Raw genomic sequence first — 18,267 nt, 5'->3', positions numbered from 1 at the left:
ACCCGGCGCGGCATCCAGCCGCCGGTGAACCAGAAACGCGCCTCCCCGTCGGGGGAGGCGCGTTTTCTGTCTCGTCCGGGTGGCTCTACTTGACCTGCGCCGAGATGATGCTCATCACCGCGGTGTCGGCGAGGGTCGTCGTGTCACCCACCTCGCGGCCCTCGGCGACGTCGCGGAGCAGGCGCCGCATGATCTTCCCGGAGCGGGTCTTCGGCAGCTCACCCACGATGTAGACATCGCGCGGGCGGGCGATCGCGCCGATCTGCTCTCCCACCCAGAGGCGCAGCTGCTGGGCGAGGCCGGCAGGCTCGTGCGCGGCGAGATAGCTCTCCTTGATGATGACGAAGGCCACCACTGCCTGACCGGTCGTCTCGTCCGAGGCACCGACCACGGCGGCCTCGGCCGTCGCTTCGTGCGCGACCAACGACGATTCGATCTCCGCGGTCGACAGGCGATGTCCGGAGACGTTCATGACGTCGTCGACGCGACCCAGCAGCCACAGGTCGCCGTCGTCGTCGAGGCGCGCGCCATCCCCGGCGAAGTAGTAGCCCTGGTCTTCGAACTTCTCCCAATAGGTCTCCCGGTAGCGCTCGGGGTCGCCCCAGATGCCGCGCAGCATGCTGGGCCAGGGCTCGGTGATCACGAGGAGGCCGCCGCTGCCGTTGCCGACCTCGACGCCGCTCTCGTCGACGACGTCGATAGAGATCCCGGGCAGAGGCACCTGCGCGGAACCGGGCTTGGTCTCGGTGACTCCCGGAAGAGCGGACACCATGATCGCGCCGGTCTCGGTCTGCCACCAGGTGTCGACGATCGGGGTCTTGTTCGCCCCGATGACCTCGCGGTACCACATCCATGCCTCGGGGTTGATGGGCTCTCCCACCGAGCCGAGCAGTCGCAGCGACGACAGATCGAACTTCGCGGGGACGCTGCGGCCGATCTTCATGAACGAGCGGATCGCGGTCGGCGCGGTGTAGAAGATCGACACCTTGTACTTCTCGATGATCTCCCACCAGCGGCCGGGGTGCGGGGCATCCGGTGTGCCTTCGTAGAGCACCTGGGTCGCGCCGTTGGCGAGGGGGCCGTACGTGACGTAGCTGTGTCCGGTGATCCAGCCGATGTCGGCCGTGCACCAGAACACATCGGTCTCCGGGTGCAGATCGAAGACGTACTTGTGCGAGTACGCCGCCTGGGTCAGGTACCCGCCTGAGGTGTGCAGGATGCCCTTGGGCTTGCCCGTCGTGCCCGAGGTATAGAGGATGAAGAGCGGATTCTCGGCGGGGAACGCCTGTGCCGTGTGCTCGGTGGAGGCGGCAGGGACGGCGTCGTGCCACCAGATGTCGCGTCCGTCGGTCCAGTCGACCTCGTTCTCGCCGCGGCGGACGACGAGGACGTGCTCGACGGTCTGCTGCTCGCCGTCGCCGCGGTCGGCAAGGGCCTGATCGACGGCCGGCTTCAGCGCCGAGACGCGACCCTTGCGGTAGCCGCCGTCGGCGGTGATGACGAGCTTGGCGCCGGCGTCGTCGATGCGCGAACGCAGGCTGTCGGCGCTGAAGCCGCCGAACACGACGGAGTGGATCGCTCCCAGGCGAGCGACCGCGAGCATCGAGGCGATCGCTTCGGGGATCATCGGCAGGTAGATCGCGACGCGGTCGCCCTGGCCGATGCCGAGACCTTCGAGCACGTTGGCGACGCGCTTGACCTCGTCCGTGAGCTCGGCGTACGTGATGCGGCGGGAGTCGCCCGGCTCGCCTTCCCAGTGCAGGGCGACGCGATCGCCGTTGCCTGCTTCGACATGACGGTCGAGGCAGTTGTAGGCGACGTTCAGCTCGCCGTCCTCGAACCACTTCGCGAAGGGCGGGTTGCTCCAGTCGAGCACCTGGGTGAACGGCTTGTGCCAGTGCACCAGCTCTCGGGACTGCTCACCCCAGAAGGATTCGCGATCGGCGGCGGCACGCTCGTACAGCTCGGGCGAGGAGATGGTGTGGGCGACGAAGTCCTCCGACGGCGGGAACTTCCGGGTCTCGTCGAGAAGATGATCGATCTGGCTGCTCATCGGCAGGCGCTCCTTTGCGGCATACGGGTCTTACGAGCATGGTCGTGGGGGTGGCGACCAGGTCATGGCGAATCTATCTCCGCGGCCTCCTGTCGCATACTGCCGAAAGTCGGTAGTGCGGCCGGTTTTGTCAGGACGGTCGCCTTGCGTACACTCGACGACAGCCGAATTCTCATTCCGGCCTTGGCGTGCCCGATTCCCCCAATCGTGGTTCGTCGTGGGCGGCATCTCATTCCCCCCGTGAGATGCCGCCCATTCCTTTGGGAGCGCTCCCTGCCGTGCCGGGTTCCGCCGGAGGCGTCGCCTGCACCGTGGGCGGATGAGTGGTCTTATTCACAGGCGCTGAGCCGACCCGCGCCTCACGCCTTTCCCACACGACGGCCGCGCATAGCGTCGCGTCCATGCCTGATTCCTTCGTCATCCAGCCCAGGGGAGTTCGTTCGGCTGCGCCCGAAGGGGAAGCCCCGCCCGAGACCCGTCGCCTGGATCCGGCGTTCGGGCCGCTTCTCACCCACCTCGACGATGCCGTCACCGATGTGTTCGTGAACGGGGCGAGCGGGCTGTTCGTCGACCGCGGGAGTGGAGCAGAGCCCGCACCGGGGTGGAGGGCTTCGGAGCGGGAGGTCCGCGACCTCGCCGTCGCACTGGTCGGTCTCGGGGGACGCCATATCGACGACCAGGCGCCCTGCGTCGACGTCCGTCTCGATTCCGGCGTCCGGGTTCATGCGGTCCTCGCACCGGTATCGACCACCGGAACCGCCCTCTCGATACGCATTCCCCGCGTACGTGTCGCGGATCTCGACGCGCTCGCCGCTCTCGGTGCCTTCGATGCGCGCCAGCATGCCTGGCTGCTCGGGCTGGTGGCCGAGCGGGCGAACATCCTCATCACCGGGGGAACCGGAACGGGCAAGACGACGCTGCTGTCGGCGCTGCTGTCGGAGGTGTCGTCGACGGAGCGCATCGTCACGATCGAAGACGTCGCCGAGCTGCGTCCGCGTCACCCGCATCACGTCGCCCTCGAAGCGCGGCAGTCGAACCTCGAGGGCGCGGGCGGCATCTCTCTGGCGCGACTGGTGCGCGAGTCGTTGCGGATGCGTCCCGATCGGCTGGTGGTCGGGGAGTGCCGCGGTGAAGAGGTCCGGGAGCTGCTCACCGCCCTCAACACCGGTCACGACGGGGGTGCGGGCACTCTGCACGCGAGCGGGCTCCGCGACGTCCCCGCGCGGCTCGAAGCCCTCGGCGCCCTCGCCGGGATGGACGCGATCGCTCTCGCGCGGCAGGCGGTCAGCGCGTTCACGATCGTCCTCCACCTCGACCGCGCCCCCGGGGGCACCCGTCGCATCCGGCAGGCGGGGCGTCTCGTGATCGTCGGGGATCGTCTCGATATCGAGGAAGTGCAGCCGTGGTGATGCGGTGGGGCCGTGTGGGGCGACGAGGGTCGGCCGGCGCGACGGATGCCGCGACCTCGGTGCAGACGCTGGCCGTGCTGCTGCAGGCGGGGGCTGCGCCGGTCATCGCGTGGCGCCACCTGGCCGAGGCCGATGATCCGCAGGCGCGGGCTGTCGTCGACCGCCTCGATCGTGGCGTGCCGCTTCTCGAGGCCATCGAGGCTGAGGGCGGGGCATGGATCGATCTGGCCGCCGCCTGGGAGATCGCGACGACGGTGGGGGCGCCGCTCGCCGAGGTTCTCCGCATGATCGCGGAGACGCTGCGAGACTCCGAGGCCGCGGCTGACGATGTGCGCATCGCACTCGCCGAACCCGCAGGAACCGCACGGCTGCTGCTGTGGATGCCGTTCGCCGGGGTGCTCCTCGGGTTCGCACTCGGGTTCGACACCATCGGAGTGATCTTCGGGAACGTGCTCGGCGCCGCCTGCGTCACCGTCGGCCTGCTCCTCGTCGCCGCGGCGCATCTGTGGACGACGCGCCTGCTGCGGCGGGCACGACCGGCGCCCGGCACCCCCGGGATGCACGCAGAGCTCGTCGCGGTCGCACTGTCGGGCGGGGCCTCGATCGATCGTGCGCATCAGCTGGTCTCGCAGGCGTCCCCCTCGGAGACCGGCGATGAACGCGTTCGCTCCGTGCTCGAGCTCTCTCGCGCCGCGGGGGTGCCGGCAGTCGAGCTGCTCAGGGCATCCGCGGCCCAGGACCGACACGCCGCCAGAGTGCAGGGGCGGCTCCGTGCCGCGAAGCTCTCGACACGCCTGTTGTTCCCGCTCGGGGTCTGCACGCTGCCGGCTTTCCTCCTTCTCGGTGTGGCGCCGCTCCTGCTCAGCGTCCTCGTATCCGCGCCGATGCCGCTGTGACGTTCCCGAACACCCGTACGCCCCGATGCCCTGCATCCCACAGAAAGAAGGAACAGATGAAGAACATTCCCCTGCTGGATCGACGGCGCGCCGAGGCGTTGTTCGGCGACGACACCGGAGCCGCCACGGCCGAGTACGCGATCACGACGATGGCTGCTGTGGCTTTCGCAGGACTCCTCGTCGTCATCATGCGATCGGACGAAGTGCGTGGCATTCTCACCGATCTCGTGCGCCGGGCGCTGACGGTGTCGTGATGAAGATCACGAGACGATCCCGGAACGCCCGTGGCGTCGGCGAGGTGTCGCCGGCGCCGCGACACGCGGGCGACCGCGGATCCGTCTCGGCGGAGTTGGCCCTCGCTCTTCCCGCGGTGGTGCTGGTGTTCCTGCTCGGCGCGGGAGCTCTCGGCACGGCATCCCGCCAGGTGGCGCTGCAGGATGCCTCTGCCGACGCGGCGCGCCTGCTCGGACGCGGCGAAGAACAGGGCACTGCGAAACGCGTGGTGCAGTCCGCAGTCCCGGGAGCGGGGATGACATCCTCGCTCTCGGGCGACCTCGTCTGCGTCAGCGCGTCGCTCGACGTTTCCGTCGGATCGGTGCTCCGTCTGCCTCTTCGTGCCAGGAGTTGCGCGCTCGACGGGGGACTCTGATGGCAGGTTCGGCGCTCGCGGCGGGAGTTCTCGCCGTCGCGGCGACGCTGTCCCTCGGCCTCGCCGCTGTCGGCGGGGCTGCGGTGACAGCACAGCGGGCGGCGGGTGCCGCTGATGCCGCGGCGCTCGCCGTCGCGGACGCCGCGAGCGGTGCCGTGCCGACCGACGAGCAGCCCTGTGAACTCGGAGCGAGGGTCGCGCGGGCGTCGGATGCCGTGCTCACCGGCTGTGTCCTCAGGGGCTTCGTGGCGACCGTGGAGGTGCAGGCGGCGTACGCTGGACTCGCAGCCGTCTCCCGAGCCCGTGCCGGGCCACCCGAGGGATAGCGACGGCAGCGCGACCTCGCTCACTGTGAACGACCCCGCACAGTGGTGTGTATGGTGTGCTTCGAAGAAAGGACGCACCCTTGGCTGAAGGCAAGAAGCTCGTCATCGTCGAGTCCCCGACGAAGATGCGGTCTATTCAGGGATACCTCGGCGACGGCTACGAGGTGCTCAGCTCCGTCGGCCACATCCGCGACCTCGCTGACAAGAAGGACATCCCGGCTGCGGACAAGCAGGCCTACGGGAAGTACTCCATCGACATCGACAATGGATTCGACCCGTACTACGTCGTCTCCGATCGGAAGACCAAGACGGTCGCCGAACTCAAGCGCGCGCTGAAAAGCGCCGACGAACTCCTGCTCGCCACTGATGAGGACCGCGAGGGCGAGGCGATCGCCTGGCATCTGCTCGAGACCCTCAAGCCCAAGGTGCCCGTGAAGCGGATGGTGTTCCACGAGATCACCAAGGATGCGATCCAGGCCGCAGTCGGCAACACACGCGAACTCGACCACGACCTCGTCGATGCACAGGAGACCCGACGCATCCTCGACCGTCTGTACGGCTGGGACGTCTCGCCCGTGCTCTGGTACAAGGTGAAGACAGGCATCTCGGCCGGACGCGTGCAGTCCGCTGCGACCCGCCTGATCGTCGACCGGGAGCGCGAGCGCATGGCGTTCACCTCCGCCGAGTACTGGGACGTCGATGCGGCGGCTGCCGCGACCGGCACCTCGTTCAAGATCCGTCTGGTGCGCGTCGACGGTGGCCAGCTCGCTCGCGGTAGCGACTTCGATGACGACGGCAAGCTCAAGAAGGCCGTCGTCATCCTCGATGAGGCCGCAGCGTCTGCCCTGGCGAAGGCCGTCGACGCCGTGGGCGCCGGCACCGTCACCAAGGTCGAGGCGAAGCCCGGCACCCGCAGCCCCTACGCTCCCTTCACGACATCCACGATGCAGCAGGAAGCCGGGCGCAAGCTCTCGATGGGCGCGAAGCAGGCGATGGGTGTCGCCCAGCGCCTGTACGAGAAGGGCTACATCACCTATATGCGTACCGACTCCACGTCGCTGAGCACCCAGGCGGTGCAGGCGGCGCGGAGCCAGGCGGTGGCCCTCTACGGCGACGCCGCGGTGCCGCTGAAGCCGCGGGTGTACAAGTCCAAGAGCAAGAACGCACAGGAGGCCCACGAGGCCATCCGTCCGTCCGGTGACAACTTCCGCACGCCGGCCTCGCTGTCGTCGGAACTCGATCGCGACGAGCAGCGCCTCTACGACCTCATCTGGAAGCGCACCGTCGCCAGCCAGATGGCCGATGCCAAGTACGAGACCACCACGGTCACGATCGCCGTCGACGCCGCGGGCAAGAAGGCCGAGTTCACGGCCTCCGGGACCGTGTACACCTTCAAGGGCTTCCTGGAGGCGTACGAAGAGGGTCGCGATGAGAAGCGCGGCGACGCGGACGCCGCGGAGAACCAGTCGCTCCCCGCTGTCGCGGTCGGCGATCAGCTCGCGGTGTCGGATGCGGAGGCCAAGGGGCACCGCACCACCCCGAAGCCGCGATACACCGAGGCTTCGCTCGTGAAGGTGCTCGAGGAGAAGGGCATCGGTCGCCCCTCGACGTTCGCCTCGATCCCCGAGACGATCCTCGATCGTGGGTACGCGGTCAAACGTGGGCAGGCCCTCGTGCCGACCTGGCTCGCGTTCAGTGTCGTGCGCCTGCTCGAAGAGCACTTCGCCGAACTCGTCGACTACGACTTCACGGCTGCGCTCGAAGACGACCTCGACACGATCGCCCGCGGCGAGCAGAACCGGGTCGAGTGGCTCAAGTCCTTCTACTTCGGATCCGACAACCACGTGGGTCTGCGCCAGGTCGTCGACAACCTCGGTGAGATCGACGCTCGTGCACTGAACTCCACGCGCATCACCGACACGGCCACGCTTCGCTTCGGCAAGTACGGCCCGTATCTCGAAGTGGCCGACCCCGCGAACCCCGAGGCCAAGCCGCGCATCGTCAACGTGCCGGAAGACCTCGCACCCGACGAGCTGACCGCTGAGAAGGCTCAGGAGCTCATCGACGCTCCCGTCGCCGGCGACCGCGTGCTGGGGGAGAACCCCGAGAACGGCAAGATCATCGTGGTGAAGGACGGCCGGTTCGGGCCGTACGTGCAGGAGAACGACCCCGTGTCGGAAGACGCGGCGGTCGACGAGACCACGGGCGAGGTCGTCGAGGCTCCGAAGCCGAAGCGCGGTGCGAAGAAAGAGGCTGCCCCGAAGCCCCGCACCGCCTCGCTCTTCCGCTCGATGTCGGTCGACGAGATCGATCTCGACACCGCGCTGAAGCTGCTCAGCCTTCCCCGCGTCGTGGGCGTCGACCCGGAATCCGGCGACGAGATCACGGCGCAGAACGGCAGGTTCGGGCCGTACCTGAAGAAGGGCACCGACTCGCGTTCGCTCGAGTCCGAGTCGCAGATCTTCGACGTGACGCTCGAACAGGCACTCGAGATCTACGCGCAGCCGAAGTACGGCGCAGGCCGCAGGGCCTCCAGCGCGCTCGCCGAATTCGAGGCCGACCCTGTCAGCGGGAAGCCGATCCGCATCCGCGACGGCCGTTTCGGCGCGTATGTGACCGATGGCGAGACGAACGTGACGATCCCGCGCGGTCAGACCGTCGACGACATCACCTTCGAGGTTGCGGTCCAGATGCTCGCCGACAAGCGTGCCAAGGGCCCGGCCCCCAAGCGCGGAGCTGCCAAGAAGCCTGCAGCCAAGAAGACCGCCGCCAAGCCAGCCGCCAAGACGACCGCCGCCAAGAAGGCCCCTGCGAAGAAGCCGGCAGCGAAGAAGACCACCGCTGCCGCGTCCGCCGCTCGTTCGGCCGCGGCCAAGAAGGCCGCGGCGACGCGTGCGGCCAATGCGGCAGCGAAGGCGGCGGAGAAGGCGGACTCGTGACCTCAGGGCACGGGGTATGGATCACGTTCGAGGGCGGCGACGGCTCGGGGAAGACCACGCAGTCGAATCTGCTCGCCGAGTGGCTCGAAGGCGCCGGACGCACGGTGGTCCGCACGCGTGAACCCGGGGGTTCCGAGGTGGGACAGCTGATCCGAGACATCGTGCTGCACCATCGGGGCGACATCGCGCCCCGAGCGGAGGCACTGCTGTACGCCGCGGATCGGGCTCACCATGTCGCCACCGTCGTGCGACCAGCGCTCGAGCGGGGCGACATCGTGCTGCAGGACCGCTACCTCGATTCGTCCGTGGCGTATCAGGGTGCCGGCCGCGTGCTCGACGCGGCCGAGATCCGAGACCTGTCGCTCTGGGCGGCGGAAGGCGCGCTTCCGGACCTCACGATCCTGCTCGACCTCGACCCTGCGGCGGCGCGCACCCGTCTGGACTCCGCCGACAAGCCCTTCGACCGGCTCGAAGCCGAGAAGGCGGAGTTCCACGAACGCGTGCGCGACGCCTTCCTCGCACTCGCAGAGGAAGAAGAGGAGCGGTTCCTCGTCGTCGATGCCTCCTCCGCGCCGGAGATCATCGCGGAACGGATCCGTGCGGGAGTCGACGCCCTTCTCGACTGAGCCGACCTGGCCGGTCGGCTCGACCACGATCTCGTGCGGTGGGCGTCGGTGGTCGCGATTAGGCTGAGTGCATGCCCCAGACCGTTCCCGCCCCTTTTCCCTGGGCGGATGTGTGGGGGCAGGACGCCGCCGTCGACACTCTCCGCGCCGCCGCATCCGATCCGTCCGCGCTCTCGCACGCCTGGTTGATCACGGGCCCGCCGGGGTCCGGGCGCTCCACCCTCGCGTACGCGTTCGCCGCGGCGTTGATCGCCGACCGACCTGACGATGAGAATGCGATGCGGCAGGTGCTCGCCGGTACTCACCCCGACGTCACGGCACTGCGTACCGACAAGGTCATCATCACGATCGCCGAAGCGCGCGGTCTGGTCGAACGCTCGTACTTCGCGCCCTCTGCGGGGCGCTATCGGGTCATCGTGGTCGAAGACGCCGACCGCATGGTCGAGCGCACCTCCAACGTGCTCCTGAAGGCGCTCGAAGAGCCGCCGGAACAGACGGTGTGGATCCTGTGCGCGCCGAGCGAGGCCGATCTGCTCCCCACGATCCGATCGCGCGTGCGGTCGTTGCGGTTGCGGGAACCCGATGTCGCCGATGTCGCCCGGCTCATCGGTCTTCGCACGGGCGTCGATGCGGGCGTCGCAGAGCAGGCGGCACGGCACGCCCAGCGCCACATCGGCATGGCTCAGCGACTGGCCACCGACGATGCGGCTCGGCGTCGGCGAGACGAGACCCTCCGCTCCGTCCTCGGCGTCAGGGGAGTCGGCGATGCCGTCGAGGTCGCCGGGCGCATCATCCAGGCGGCGACGGAGGATGCGAAGGCGCTCACGGCCGAACGCGACGCTCAGGAGCGCGCTTCGCTGCTGCGTACCATCGGCATCGCCGAGGGGCAGGCGGTGCCGCCGGCGCTGCGCACGCAGCTCTCCGCGCTCGAAGACGATCAGAAGAAGCGGGCCACCCGGAGTCTCCGCGACGGGATCGACCGTGTTCTCACCGATCTGCAGTCGTTGTTCCGCGATGTCGTGATGGTGCAGTTCGGACAGGGCGACGACCTCATCAACAGCGAGTTGCGCACCGAGCTGTCCGACCTCGCTTCCGCCTGGTCCGAGACCCGTACTCTTGTCGTACTTGACCACCTTGCCGAGACGCGGCAGTCGTTGGAGCGCAATGTCGCTCCTCTGCTCGCCCTGGAAAGCTTGCTCGTGACGATCACGAGCGGGAGGAAACCGTGAACAACCGATCGACTTCCCGCTGGCGTCGAGCCGCCGCGATCATCGCAGGGCTCGCAGCCGCATCCGTCGCACTCTCGGGGTGCCTGTACGCGATGATTCCCGAACAGTCCTCGCGGCCGGCGACGTCCAGCGAACCCGACACCGAGGGCGTCGCGGAGGATCTGCTGCCCTTCTACTCGCAGGATCTCACCTGGACCGAGTGCGGCGTCGGCTTCGACTGCACCGACGTGACGGCCCCTCTCGACTGGGAGGACCCGGGCAAGGGCGAGATCACCCTCTCGGTGGTCCGGCACCGTGCCGAGGGCACTCCCGTCGGTTCGCTGCTGACGAATCCGGGCGGCCCCGGGGCCAGCGGCGTCGACCTGATCCTCAACAGCCTCGACTTCGCGGTCGGAGCCGACCTCATCGAGAACTTCGATGTGATCGGCTTCGATCCGCGCGGAGTCGGTGACTCGACCGCGGTGAAGTGCTACGACGCCCCGCAGATGGACGACTACCTCTACGGCATTCCTTCCGCTGCCCGTGGGACGGCCGAGTGGGAGGCCGAGCTGCTCGACTCCCACAAGGCCTTCGCCGAGGCGTGTGATGCGAACAGCAACGGCATCCTGCCCTACATCACGACCGTCAACGCGGCCCGAGACATGGATCTGATCCGGGCGGTGCTGGGCGACAAGCAGCTGAACTACCTCGGCTACTCGTACGGCACGTTCCTCGGTGCGACCTACGCGAAGCTGTACCCCGAGAAGGCAGGCCGCCTGGTGCTCGACGGCGCCATCGATCCGGCCGTCCCCGGGCTCGAGGTCGGGGCGACCCAGGCGCTCGGATTCGAATCCGCGTTGCGCGCCTACATGCAGGACTGCCTCGACTCGGGGGAATGCCCGTTCAACGGCACCGTGGACGAGGCGATGGCCGATCTGGGCGCACTGCTGGCGAGCGTCGACAGCACGCCTCTGAAAAGCGGAGACGGCCGCATGCTGGGTGCCGACTCGCTGATGACGGCCATCATCGCCGCGCTCTACTCGCAGGACAGCTGGGGCTACCTCACGCAGGCGCTCGACGAGGCTCTTCAGGGCGACCCGACCTCGGCACTGTTCCTCGCCGACTTCTACAACGGCCGAGAGAACGGCACCTACACCGACAACTCCGCCGAGGGGTTCCGTGCCTACAACTGCATGGACTACCCGGTGGAAGACGACCCGGCCGCGGAAGCGGCGACGAACGCGAAGATCGCCGAGGGCGCCCCGACGATCGCGCCGTACTGGACGGGCCCCGACTCCTGCGCGGTCTGGCCCTACCCGCCCACGGGCACGCGGGGTGAGATCAAGGCCGAAGGCGCCGGTCCGATCCTCGTGATCGGCACCACGAACGACCCGGCCACCCCCTACGAGTGGTCGGAGTCGCTCGCGAACCAGCTCGAAGAAGGCATCCTCATCACGCGCGTCGGCGAGGGCCACACCGGCTACAACAAGGGCAACGCCTGCGTCGATGATGCGGTCGAGGCGTTCCTGCTCGACGACGTCGTGCCGGAAGACGGTCTCCGCTGCGAGTGATCGCGGTCTCGATTCGCGAGTGAGCGCGAGACAGGGTAATATCGGTGATCGCGCCGCTCACGCGTCGCACGCCGCTTTAGCTCAGTCGGCAGAGCATTTCACTCGTAATGAAAAGGTCGTCAGTTCGATTCTGACAAGCGGCTCCGAAGGCCCCGTGATGCGAAGAACATCACGGGGCCTTTCCCGTTCCGCACCGCGTACCCTCGAAGCATGAGCAGAGCGCTTCTCATCGTCGATGTGCAGAACGACTTCACCGAAGACGGCGCCCTCGCCGTCGCGGGCGGCGATGCGGTGGCCGCAGCCGTCACGGCATTCCTCGCCGCCCACACGGGCGACTACGCGGTGATCATCGCCTCGAGGGATTGGCACGATGCCGACGGCGACAACGGCGGACACTTCGCCGACGCCCCCGACTACGTCGACTCCTGGCCTGTGCATTGCGTCGCGGGGACCACGGGGGCGGCGTACGACCCGCTGCTCGCGACCGATGCCGTGACGCACCACGTCCTCAAAGGGCAGGGGAGGCCGGCGTATTCGATGTTCGAGGGGCAGACAGAGGCCGGGGAGACGGTCGGTGCCATCCTGACCGCAGCAGGTGTGCTCAGCGCGGACGTGGTGGGCCTCGCGACAGATCACTGCGTCAGGGCGAGCGCCCTCGACGCCATCGCGCACGGCGTGCGGGTCCGCATCCTCACCGACCTCGTCGCCGGTGTCGCCGCGGAGACCAGCGACGCCGCACTCGCCGAACTCGTCCACGCGGGGGCGGAGCTGGTCGAGAGCGCCGACGCGTGAGCCGCAGCGTCCTGCTCCTGCGGGCGGTCAACGTCAGCGGCCGCAACAGGGTGCCGATGGCGCGCCTCCGCGAGCTGCTCACGGCAGCGACCGAGCTGAACGACGTCTCCACCTACATCGCGAGCGGCAACATCATCTGCGAAACACCGGAGCATCCGGCTGCCACGTGTGCGGCCGTCCGCATGGCCATCCACGATGAGTTCGGCGTCGACACCCCGGTCATCCACCGCACTCATGCGCAGCTGGTCTCTTCGGAATCCGCCCAGCCGTTTCCCGAAGGCGACGTGAAGTCCGTGCACGCGATGTTCCTGGAGGGTGCGCCCTCGGGCGACGGGATCGAGGCGTTGCAGCAGCGTCTCCGCGACACCGAGCGGATCGCGCTGATCGGCGACGACCTGTGGATCGATTACGGTGCGGGCGGCGTGCACTCCACGAAGCTCACCAAGACGGTGCTCGATCGCGCGCTCGGAGTGGCTGGAACGGCGCGTAACCTGCGGACGACGCGCACGCTCATCGAACTGACGGCGTGACGCCGCCCAGTTCGCCGCTCAGCGCTGCCGGAGGCGTCTGCGAATGCGCCTGCACGTCGACCCGGCGCGTGTCACAGGCGGTGCACCGCACGTAGAGCACGACGCCCTCGCTCGTCGGATGCCGGGACTCCACGAGCCAGGCGTGCTCGTGCGCCTCGGCGGCGGGGCGGATGCGGGGGACGGGAAGGGTGTTCAGCGAGGTCATGCTTCCAGCGTGATGTAATGGTCTTATGCATCTCAACCCTTACGGTGAGTACGCGGTGCTGCTCGCCGCGTCGCTGGCCAACGACTGGCCGGAGACCCGCGCTGGGATCGAGGAGCGCACCCTGGAGCTCGGGATGACGCAGACGTTCCCGCCCGCCGCCGACGACCACGAGAAGGTCAGAGCCGTCATCGACGACTGGCTGGCGATCGTGGATCAACCCGACCCCGACGCGCGGGCGGTGCTACTCAACGCACAACTCGCCGCCGCAGCCGCCTATCCGAGATTGACGAACCACGACGGCGAGGGGTGGCACCTGCACTACCGCGACGACGTCCCGTCCCTGCCCTACGTGCTCCGGGCGATCATCAGCCTCGGCACGTCGCTGCACCTGGTCACCCGGGGAATGAGCCGGCTCGGCCGATGCCAGGCCACGCCGTGCACGAACGTCGTCGCGGACGTGACCCGCAACGGCCGCCAGCGCTTCTGCTCCGTGCGCTGCGCGAACCGTGCGGCCGTGCGTCGGCACCGTGCGCGAGCCTGAGCCTGAGCCTGACCGTCAGGCGGTCTGTACGGCGTGCTTCCCTTCGCCGATCTCCTCGACGAGCTTCGCGTTGAAAGCCGGCAGGTCGTCGGGAGTGCGGCTGGAGACCAGGCCCTCATCGACCACCACCTCCTCATCCACCCACGTCGCTCCGGCGTTGCGCAGATCGGTGGTCAGGCTCGGATAGCTGGTGAGCGTGCGTCCGTCGACGACACCGGCTTCGATCAGGATCCACGCACCGTGGCAGATCACGCCTACCGGCTTGTGCTGCTCGAAGAATGCTCGTGCCAGGTCGATCGAAGCCTTGTCCATGCGCAGGTGATCGGCGTTGACGACGCCGCCGGGGAGTACCAGCGCGTCGAAATCGTCCGCACTGGTCTCGGTTGCGCGCAGATCGACGGCTTGCTCATGGCCGTTCTTGCCGGTGATGGCAGCGCCGTCCGGAGCGATCAAGGTCGCGCTCGCGCCTTCTGCCGTCACGGCATCCCAGGGACTCGTGAGCTCACTGTCTTCGAATCCGTCTGTCGCGAGGAATGCCACGCGGCTGCCGCTGAGAGTCATCGTCCGTCCTTTCCTGGAGAGTCGTCCGCCGTTCGGGGACGACTCGACGATCTCCCGGATCGGGGGAGGAGGGAAGGGGGTGGCCGAGGTGATGAGCCGGTGATAAGGGGGAACGGTCTTCCACGGAGCGCTCGTCACAGGTGCGCGAGTCCCGGCAGTACGATCCAGATATGCGCGTCCGTCCTGCACTCGTCCTCCTCCCGGTACTCATCCTGCTCGCGGGGTGTGCCCCCGAGCCGGCGTCGAGCCCTTCGCCCTCCGCATCGAGGACCTCTTCACCCACGCCCACCCCGACCCCCTCGGCGATCGAGACCACGGAACCGCCGGCGACGGGAACGGAGTTCACCACGACTGCGCTCGTCGATCTCTGCACCGAGAGGACCCGAGCTCTCGCACCGGATGCCACGTATTTCGGAGACATGGCGACCACCGAATGGCTCGCGTCGTCGTCGCTCTGGTTCGTGGTCATCCCCAAGTCGCTCAACGGTGCGGACAGCGTCGCGGTGTGCGGCATCGGGGGAAGCCAGGAAGCGCCGGTCTTCGCTCTCGAAGGGGAGTCGCTGCCGGACGGTGTGGCCGACATCCGAGCGGAGCTGTTGTCGGGCGCGCCCGGCGGCGAGTCCTGAGACAGTCGCCGAGCGGCGACCTGCGGTGGGCCCCGTGGGGCTCGAACCCACGACCCGCGGATTAAAAGTCCGATGCTCTGCCAACTGAGCTAGAGGCCCCTCATCAAAGTCTAGTGTGCACGACGAGGGGCCGTCGGCGACACAGCACCGCCGACGGCCCCTTTTCCCTCTCGGGATCCTCCCCCTGCTTCCGAGAGGGCGTGTGCCGGGCGTCCTCCCACCCGGCGATCCCTGGCTCAGGAAGCCGGGGGCATCAGAACCGTGTCGATGAGGTACACGGTCGCGTTCGCGGTCTTGACTCCACCGCAGATCACCTTGGCGTCGTTGACCATCAGGTCGTCACCGCTGCCCGTGACCTCGAGCTCGGCGCCCTGCACGGTCTTGTGCATGCCGTCGATGTCGGCCGGGTCGATCTGGCCGGGAACCACGTGGTACGTCAGGATCGAGCTCAGCGTGGCGCTGTCGGTCTTGAGGGCCTCGATGGTGGCCGGGTCGATCTTCGCGAACGCGTCGTCGACCGGTGCGAAGACCGTGAACTCGCTGCCGTTCAGGGTGTCGACGAGGTCGACGTCGGGGTTGAGCTGTCCGCTCACCGCCGAGACCAGCGTGGTCAGCAGCGGGTTGTTCGAGGCCGCGACCGCGACCGGGTCCTGCGACATTCCCTCGACGGAACCCGCGCCGTCCGGCACAGCGTCGGCGTATGCCGCGCAGCCGGGGCCGACCAGGTTGGCTGCCGGGTCCATCTCCATCGGCGTCGACTCCGACGTCTCCGGTGCCTTCGGCTCGGAAGACGAGTCCGAGGTGCTGCCGCTGCCCATGGAACAGGCGGAGAGCAGGAACGCGCTCGCCAGGCCGAGGGTGATTGCCGCGGTGACCTTCTTCTTGGTGCTGAACATGTCGAGCTCCTTCAGAAAACTGAGCCACGGCCTCTCCGTGGCGTCGAGTGCTGTTCGGAGCCCGTTCGGGATCGGATGGGAAGAATCTCAGAAATCTTGGAAACAGCTCCGACGACGGCGCCGGAGCGCACGATTCGCGAGGTCGATTCCTTCACATTCGGGTGACGTCTGCACGTGATCGGGGAGGAGATGCGGCATGCTTATGGGGATGGTCATCGATGGGTTCGACGTTCCCGAGGACGGAGCGACGCAGGATGCTGTCGCCGACCTCCTCGTCCGCGTCGCCTCCGGTGATCAGGCTGCCTTCGCCACGCTCTATGACACGCTGTCCTCCCGCGTGTTCGGCCTCATCCTCCGCGTCCTAATCAATCGCGCGCAGAGCGAAGAGGTGCTCCAGGAGGTTTTTCTCGAGATCTGGCAATCCGCTTCCCGCTTCGCTCCGAACAGAGGTCAGGGACGAGCGTGGGTCATGACGATCGCTCATCGCCGGGCCGTCGACCGAGTGCGGGCATCGCAATCGAGCGCGGACCGGGACGTACGAGCAGGATTCAAGGACATCGGCGTCGCGCACGACAGTGTCGCGGAGCAGGTCGAATTGGGGATCGAGGGAGGGAAGGTCGTCGAGGCGCTTTCGGGGCTTCCGGAAGCTCAGCGCGAAGCACTCGTCCTCGCGTATTACGGCGGTTACAGTCAGAACGAGATCGCGGCCCTCGTGGGGGCGCCGCTGGGGACAATCAAGACACGGATGCGAGACGGGCTCAGCCGTCTGCGTACGGCGATGGGGGTGACGGCATGAACGAGAAGGACTTCGAGCAACTCGCGGCAGGTGCCGCGCTGCACTCGCTCTCCGCTGACGACGAGCGTCGATACCGTTCAGCCCTCGCGGAGCACCCGGAATGGGAGGACACGGTGGATGCGGATATCGCGACGGCCGCGTCGCTCGCAGACCCTGTCGAGCCCGTCGCCGCTCCCGCACACATCCGATCCGCGCTGCTCGCGCAGATCGCGGACATGCCCCAGAACGGTGGATCGCGGACCGACACCGACGTCTCGTCATCGCACGAGGAACGTCCCGCAGTCGTCGACGTGTCCCACACCGAGCCTCAGCCCGAGCCGAAGAAGCAGCGTCGCTGGACCCGCACCGTCTTCGCCCTGGCGGCGTGCCTCGCCGTGCTGGTGGGCGTCGGCATCGGCGCGGTCGCCCTCAATCAGCAGCTGAACCCGCCCGCGAGTGTCATCGCGCTGCAGGAGATCGAAGCAGCCGACGACGCCCAGCAGGCGACGGTGACGCTCGACGACGGAGGAAGCGCGACAGCGCACTGGTCGGCTTCCACCGGCAAGGCCGTGCTCGTGGCCGATGGTCTCCCGAGTGCGGGTGAAGGCCAGACGTATGAGCTGTGGTTCGTGCGCGGTGACGCTCCGGTCTCCGCCGGAGTGTTCGATGTCGACGGTGGTGACGCCACCGCCCTCCTCGCCGGTGATATGCAGGCGGGTGACGCGATCGCGGTGACCGTGGAGCAGGCCGGCGGATCTCCGTCGGGCCAGCCGACGACCGATCCGGTGATCGTCATCCCCACGGCGTGAGCCGCACTGATCGCGCGTACCCTGGAGGGATGCCCGAGCAGTATCATCGCCCCGTGCGCCGCCCGACGAGCGCCTTCGACAACATCGTCGGCGCACACGACCCCGCCGAGGAGACGCGTATCGCGCATGCCACGGCATCCGCTCTGCTGACCCGCGTCCGCGCCGACGAGAGCGGAGCGAGCGCCGAAAGACTCGTCGCCTTCACCGCCGAACACGGAATCGACGAGATCGCGGAGCTGTGGTCGAAAGCACCCTCACGGACTCTCCCCGGCGCCCTGTGGCGCCTCTACGTGCTGCAGCTCGCGATCCACGGCGACCCGCAGACCGCGGCCCTCCTGTACGACCGCGGGCGCGTCGAATTGCCGTCGGCGGATGCGGCGATCGCCGGTGCGCCGGTGCCGGCGAGTCCGGACGAGCTGGTCGCTCTGATCGACACGATCCTGCGGGGGGCATTCCGTGGCGACTTCGCCGTGGCGCTCGACCGCGCCGCGGCCTTCTGCCGTGTGCAGGCCTCCGGGGCGACACACACGGCTGACGACTACGAACCGACCGAGCCCGCACGATCCAGCGAACTGACCACGCGAGCGCTGCGACTGAGCAGTTACGGACAGGATCTGGCCGCATCCGCCGTGCTGTGGCGGATGGATGCGCTCGCCTGACGAGCATCGGGTGGCCCGATGGGAAGGCGATCCGGATGAGCGAAACCGCTCCGGGCAAGAAAAGACCGGGCCGCAAGAACGCCTCTCGGCGGAAGGCCGCTCGCAGCGGCAAAAATTGGAGCCCGGGGTTATGCGGCCCGGCCACTCCATTGTAACGCGATGCGGCGGACGGTATTCCCGCCCTCTAGGCTCGGAT

At 68.1% G+C, this 18,267-nt stretch carries 20 protein-coding genes and 2 tRNA genes; 17 read left to right on the top strand and 5 right to left on the bottom strand.

The window, feature by feature from the left end; genetic code table 11:
* Positions 1–85 precede the first annotated feature (85 nt).
* Positions 86–2,053: an acetate--CoA ligase gene (acs, locus tag L687_RS28050; protein WP_021199125.1), complete on the bottom strand. Its 1,968-nt coding sequence runs from the start codon at positions 2,051–2,053 to the stop codon at positions 86–88.
* Between the two features lie 401 nt (positions 2,054–2,454).
* Between acs and L687_RS28045 the strand changes: the two genes are divergently transcribed.
* The 12 genes from L687_RS28045 to L687_RS27990 all read left to right on the top strand — a co-directional run bounded on the left by L687_RS28045 (position 2,455) and on the right by L687_RS27990 (position 12,999).
* Positions 2,455–3,462, top strand: coding sequence for a TadA family conjugal transfer-associated ATPase (locus tag L687_RS28045; protein ID WP_021199124.1), 1,008 nt, complete (start codon positions 2,455–2,457; stop codon positions 3,460–3,462).
* Positions 3,462–4,358: a type II secretion system F family protein gene (locus L687_RS28040; RefSeq protein ID WP_031206959.1), complete on the top strand. Its 897-nt coding sequence runs from the start codon at positions 3,462–3,464 to the stop codon at positions 4,356–4,358. Before L687_RS28045 ends, L687_RS28040 begins: the two co-directional genes overlap by 1 nt.
* A gap of 56 nt (positions 4,359–4,414) precedes the next feature.
* Positions 4,415–4,612 carry a DUF4244 domain-containing protein gene (locus L687_RS28035; protein WP_021199122.1) on the top strand — a complete coding sequence of 66 codons (198 nt, stop codon included), beginning with the start codon at positions 4,415–4,417 and terminating at the stop codon, positions 4,610–4,612.
* Complete coding sequence (locus tag L687_RS28030; protein WP_021199121.1) at positions 4,612–5,007, top strand: TadE family type IV pilus minor pilin; 396 nt, start codon at positions 4,612–4,614, stop codon at positions 5,005–5,007. Before L687_RS28035 ends, L687_RS28030 begins: the two co-directional genes overlap by 1 nt.
* Positions 5,007–5,333 (top strand): hypothetical protein, encoded by a 327-nt coding sequence (locus tag L687_RS28025; RefSeq protein WP_021199120.1) that lies wholly within the window; start codon positions 5,007–5,009, stop codon positions 5,331–5,333. The genes L687_RS28030 and L687_RS28025 overlap by 1 nt, the downstream gene beginning before the upstream one ends.
* 80 nt (positions 5,334–5,413) lie before the next feature.
* Positions 5,414–8,272, top strand: coding sequence for a type I DNA topoisomerase (topA, locus tag L687_RS28020; protein WP_021199119.1), 2,859 nt, complete (start codon positions 5,414–5,416; stop codon positions 8,270–8,272).
* On the top strand, positions 8,269–8,898 hold the full coding sequence (gene tmk / locus L687_RS28015; RefSeq protein WP_021199118.1) for a dTMP kinase: 630 nt from the start codon (positions 8,269–8,271) through the stop codon (positions 8,896–8,898). The genes topA and tmk overlap by 4 nt, the downstream gene beginning before the upstream one ends.
* 71 nt (positions 8,899–8,969) lie before the next feature.
* Positions 8,970–10,127 (top strand): DNA polymerase III subunit delta', encoded by a 1,158-nt coding sequence (locus tag L687_RS28010; RefSeq protein WP_029258704.1) that lies wholly within the window; start codon positions 8,970–8,972, stop codon positions 10,125–10,127.
* Positions 10,124–11,677 carry an alpha/beta hydrolase gene (locus tag L687_RS28005; RefSeq protein WP_021199116.1) on the top strand — a complete coding sequence of 518 codons (1,554 nt, stop codon included), beginning with the start codon at positions 10,124–10,126 and terminating at the stop codon, positions 11,675–11,677. The genes L687_RS28010 and L687_RS28005 overlap by 4 nt, the downstream gene beginning before the upstream one ends.
* Before the next feature lie 70 nt (positions 11,678–11,747).
* A tRNA-Thr gene (locus L687_RS28000) sits at positions 11,748–11,820 on the top strand.
* 67 nt (positions 11,821–11,887) lie between these two features.
* Complete coding sequence (locus L687_RS27995; RefSeq protein ID WP_021199115.1) at positions 11,888–12,469, top strand: isochorismatase family protein; 582 nt, start codon at positions 11,888–11,890, stop codon at positions 12,467–12,469.
* Positions 12,466–12,999: a DUF1697 domain-containing protein gene (locus L687_RS27990; protein ID WP_021199114.1), complete on the top strand. Its 534-nt coding sequence runs from the start codon at positions 12,466–12,468 to the stop codon at positions 12,997–12,999. The genes L687_RS27995 and L687_RS27990 overlap by 4 nt, the downstream gene beginning before the upstream one ends.
* Here L687_RS27990 and L687_RS27985 read toward each other — a convergent pair.
* Positions 12,980–13,204 carry a hypothetical protein gene (locus L687_RS27985; RefSeq protein ID WP_021199113.1) on the bottom strand — a complete coding sequence of 75 codons (225 nt, stop codon included), beginning with the start codon at positions 13,202–13,204 and terminating at the stop codon, positions 12,980–12,982. The two genes, L687_RS27990 and L687_RS27985, sit on opposite strands and share 20 nt — an antisense overlap.
* Positions 13,205–13,229: 25 nt before the next feature.
* Here L687_RS27985 and L687_RS27980 point away from each other — a divergent pair, with 25 nt between their 5' ends.
* Positions 13,230–13,745: a CGNR zinc finger domain-containing protein gene (locus tag L687_RS27980; protein WP_021199112.1), complete on the top strand. Its 516-nt coding sequence runs from the start codon at positions 13,230–13,232 to the stop codon at positions 13,743–13,745.
* Between the two features lie 15 nt (positions 13,746–13,760).
* Here the strand turns inward: L687_RS27980 and L687_RS27975 are convergent, their stop codons facing one another.
* Positions 13,761–14,306 carry a type 1 glutamine amidotransferase domain-containing protein gene (locus tag L687_RS27975; protein WP_021199111.1) on the bottom strand — a complete coding sequence of 182 codons (546 nt, stop codon included), beginning with the start codon at positions 14,304–14,306 and terminating at the stop codon, positions 13,761–13,763.
* 170 nt (positions 14,307–14,476) lie between these two features.
* Between L687_RS27975 and L687_RS27970 the strand changes: the two genes are divergently transcribed.
* Entirely contained in the window at positions 14,477–14,932 is a 456-nt protein-coding gene (locus tag L687_RS27970; protein WP_021199110.1) for a hypothetical protein, read from the top strand.
* 26 nt (positions 14,933–14,958) lie between these two features.
* Here L687_RS27970 and L687_RS27965 read toward each other — a convergent pair.
* Both L687_RS27965 and L687_RS27960 read right to left on the bottom strand, forming a co-directional pair.
* Positions 14,959–15,031 (bottom strand) — tRNA-Lys (locus L687_RS27965).
* A 137-nt stretch (positions 15,032–15,168) separates the two neighbouring features.
* Positions 15,169–15,828 (bottom strand): fasciclin domain-containing protein, encoded by a 660-nt coding sequence (locus L687_RS27960; RefSeq protein WP_021199109.1) that lies wholly within the window; start codon positions 15,826–15,828, stop codon positions 15,169–15,171.
* 196 nt (positions 15,829–16,024) lie between these two features.
* Between L687_RS27960 and sigK the strand changes: the two genes are divergently transcribed.
* Genes sigK through L687_RS27945 form a run of 3 tightly spaced genes read left to right on the top strand, consistent with a single transcriptional unit; the run spans position 16,025 to position 18,071 of the window.
* The gene (sigK, locus tag L687_RS27955) at positions 16,025–16,624 is read left to right on the top strand and encodes an ECF RNA polymerase sigma factor SigK (RefSeq protein ID WP_029258697.1); all 600 of its coding nucleotides are present in this window, start codon (positions 16,025–16,027) and stop codon (positions 16,622–16,624) included.
* Complete coding sequence (locus L687_RS27950) at positions 16,621–17,412, top strand: anti-sigma factor (RefSeq protein WP_021199107.1); 792 nt, start codon at positions 16,621–16,623, stop codon at positions 17,410–17,412. The genes sigK and L687_RS27950 overlap by 4 nt, the downstream gene beginning before the upstream one ends.
* Before the next feature lie 29 nt (positions 17,413–17,441).
* Positions 17,442–18,071 (top strand): hypothetical protein, encoded by a 630-nt coding sequence (locus tag L687_RS27945; RefSeq protein WP_021199106.1) that lies wholly within the window; start codon positions 17,442–17,444, stop codon positions 18,069–18,071.
* Positions 18,072–18,267 lie beyond the last annotated feature (196 nt).

It is taken from the genome of Microbacterium maritypicum MF109 (assembly GCF_000455825.1).
Lineage (GTDB): Bacteria > Actinomycetota > Actinomycetes > Actinomycetales > Microbacteriaceae > Microbacterium > Microbacterium maritypicum_A.
Note: the sequence above shows the minus strand (reverse complement) of the source record. Positions and strands in the feature narration are given on the sequence as shown.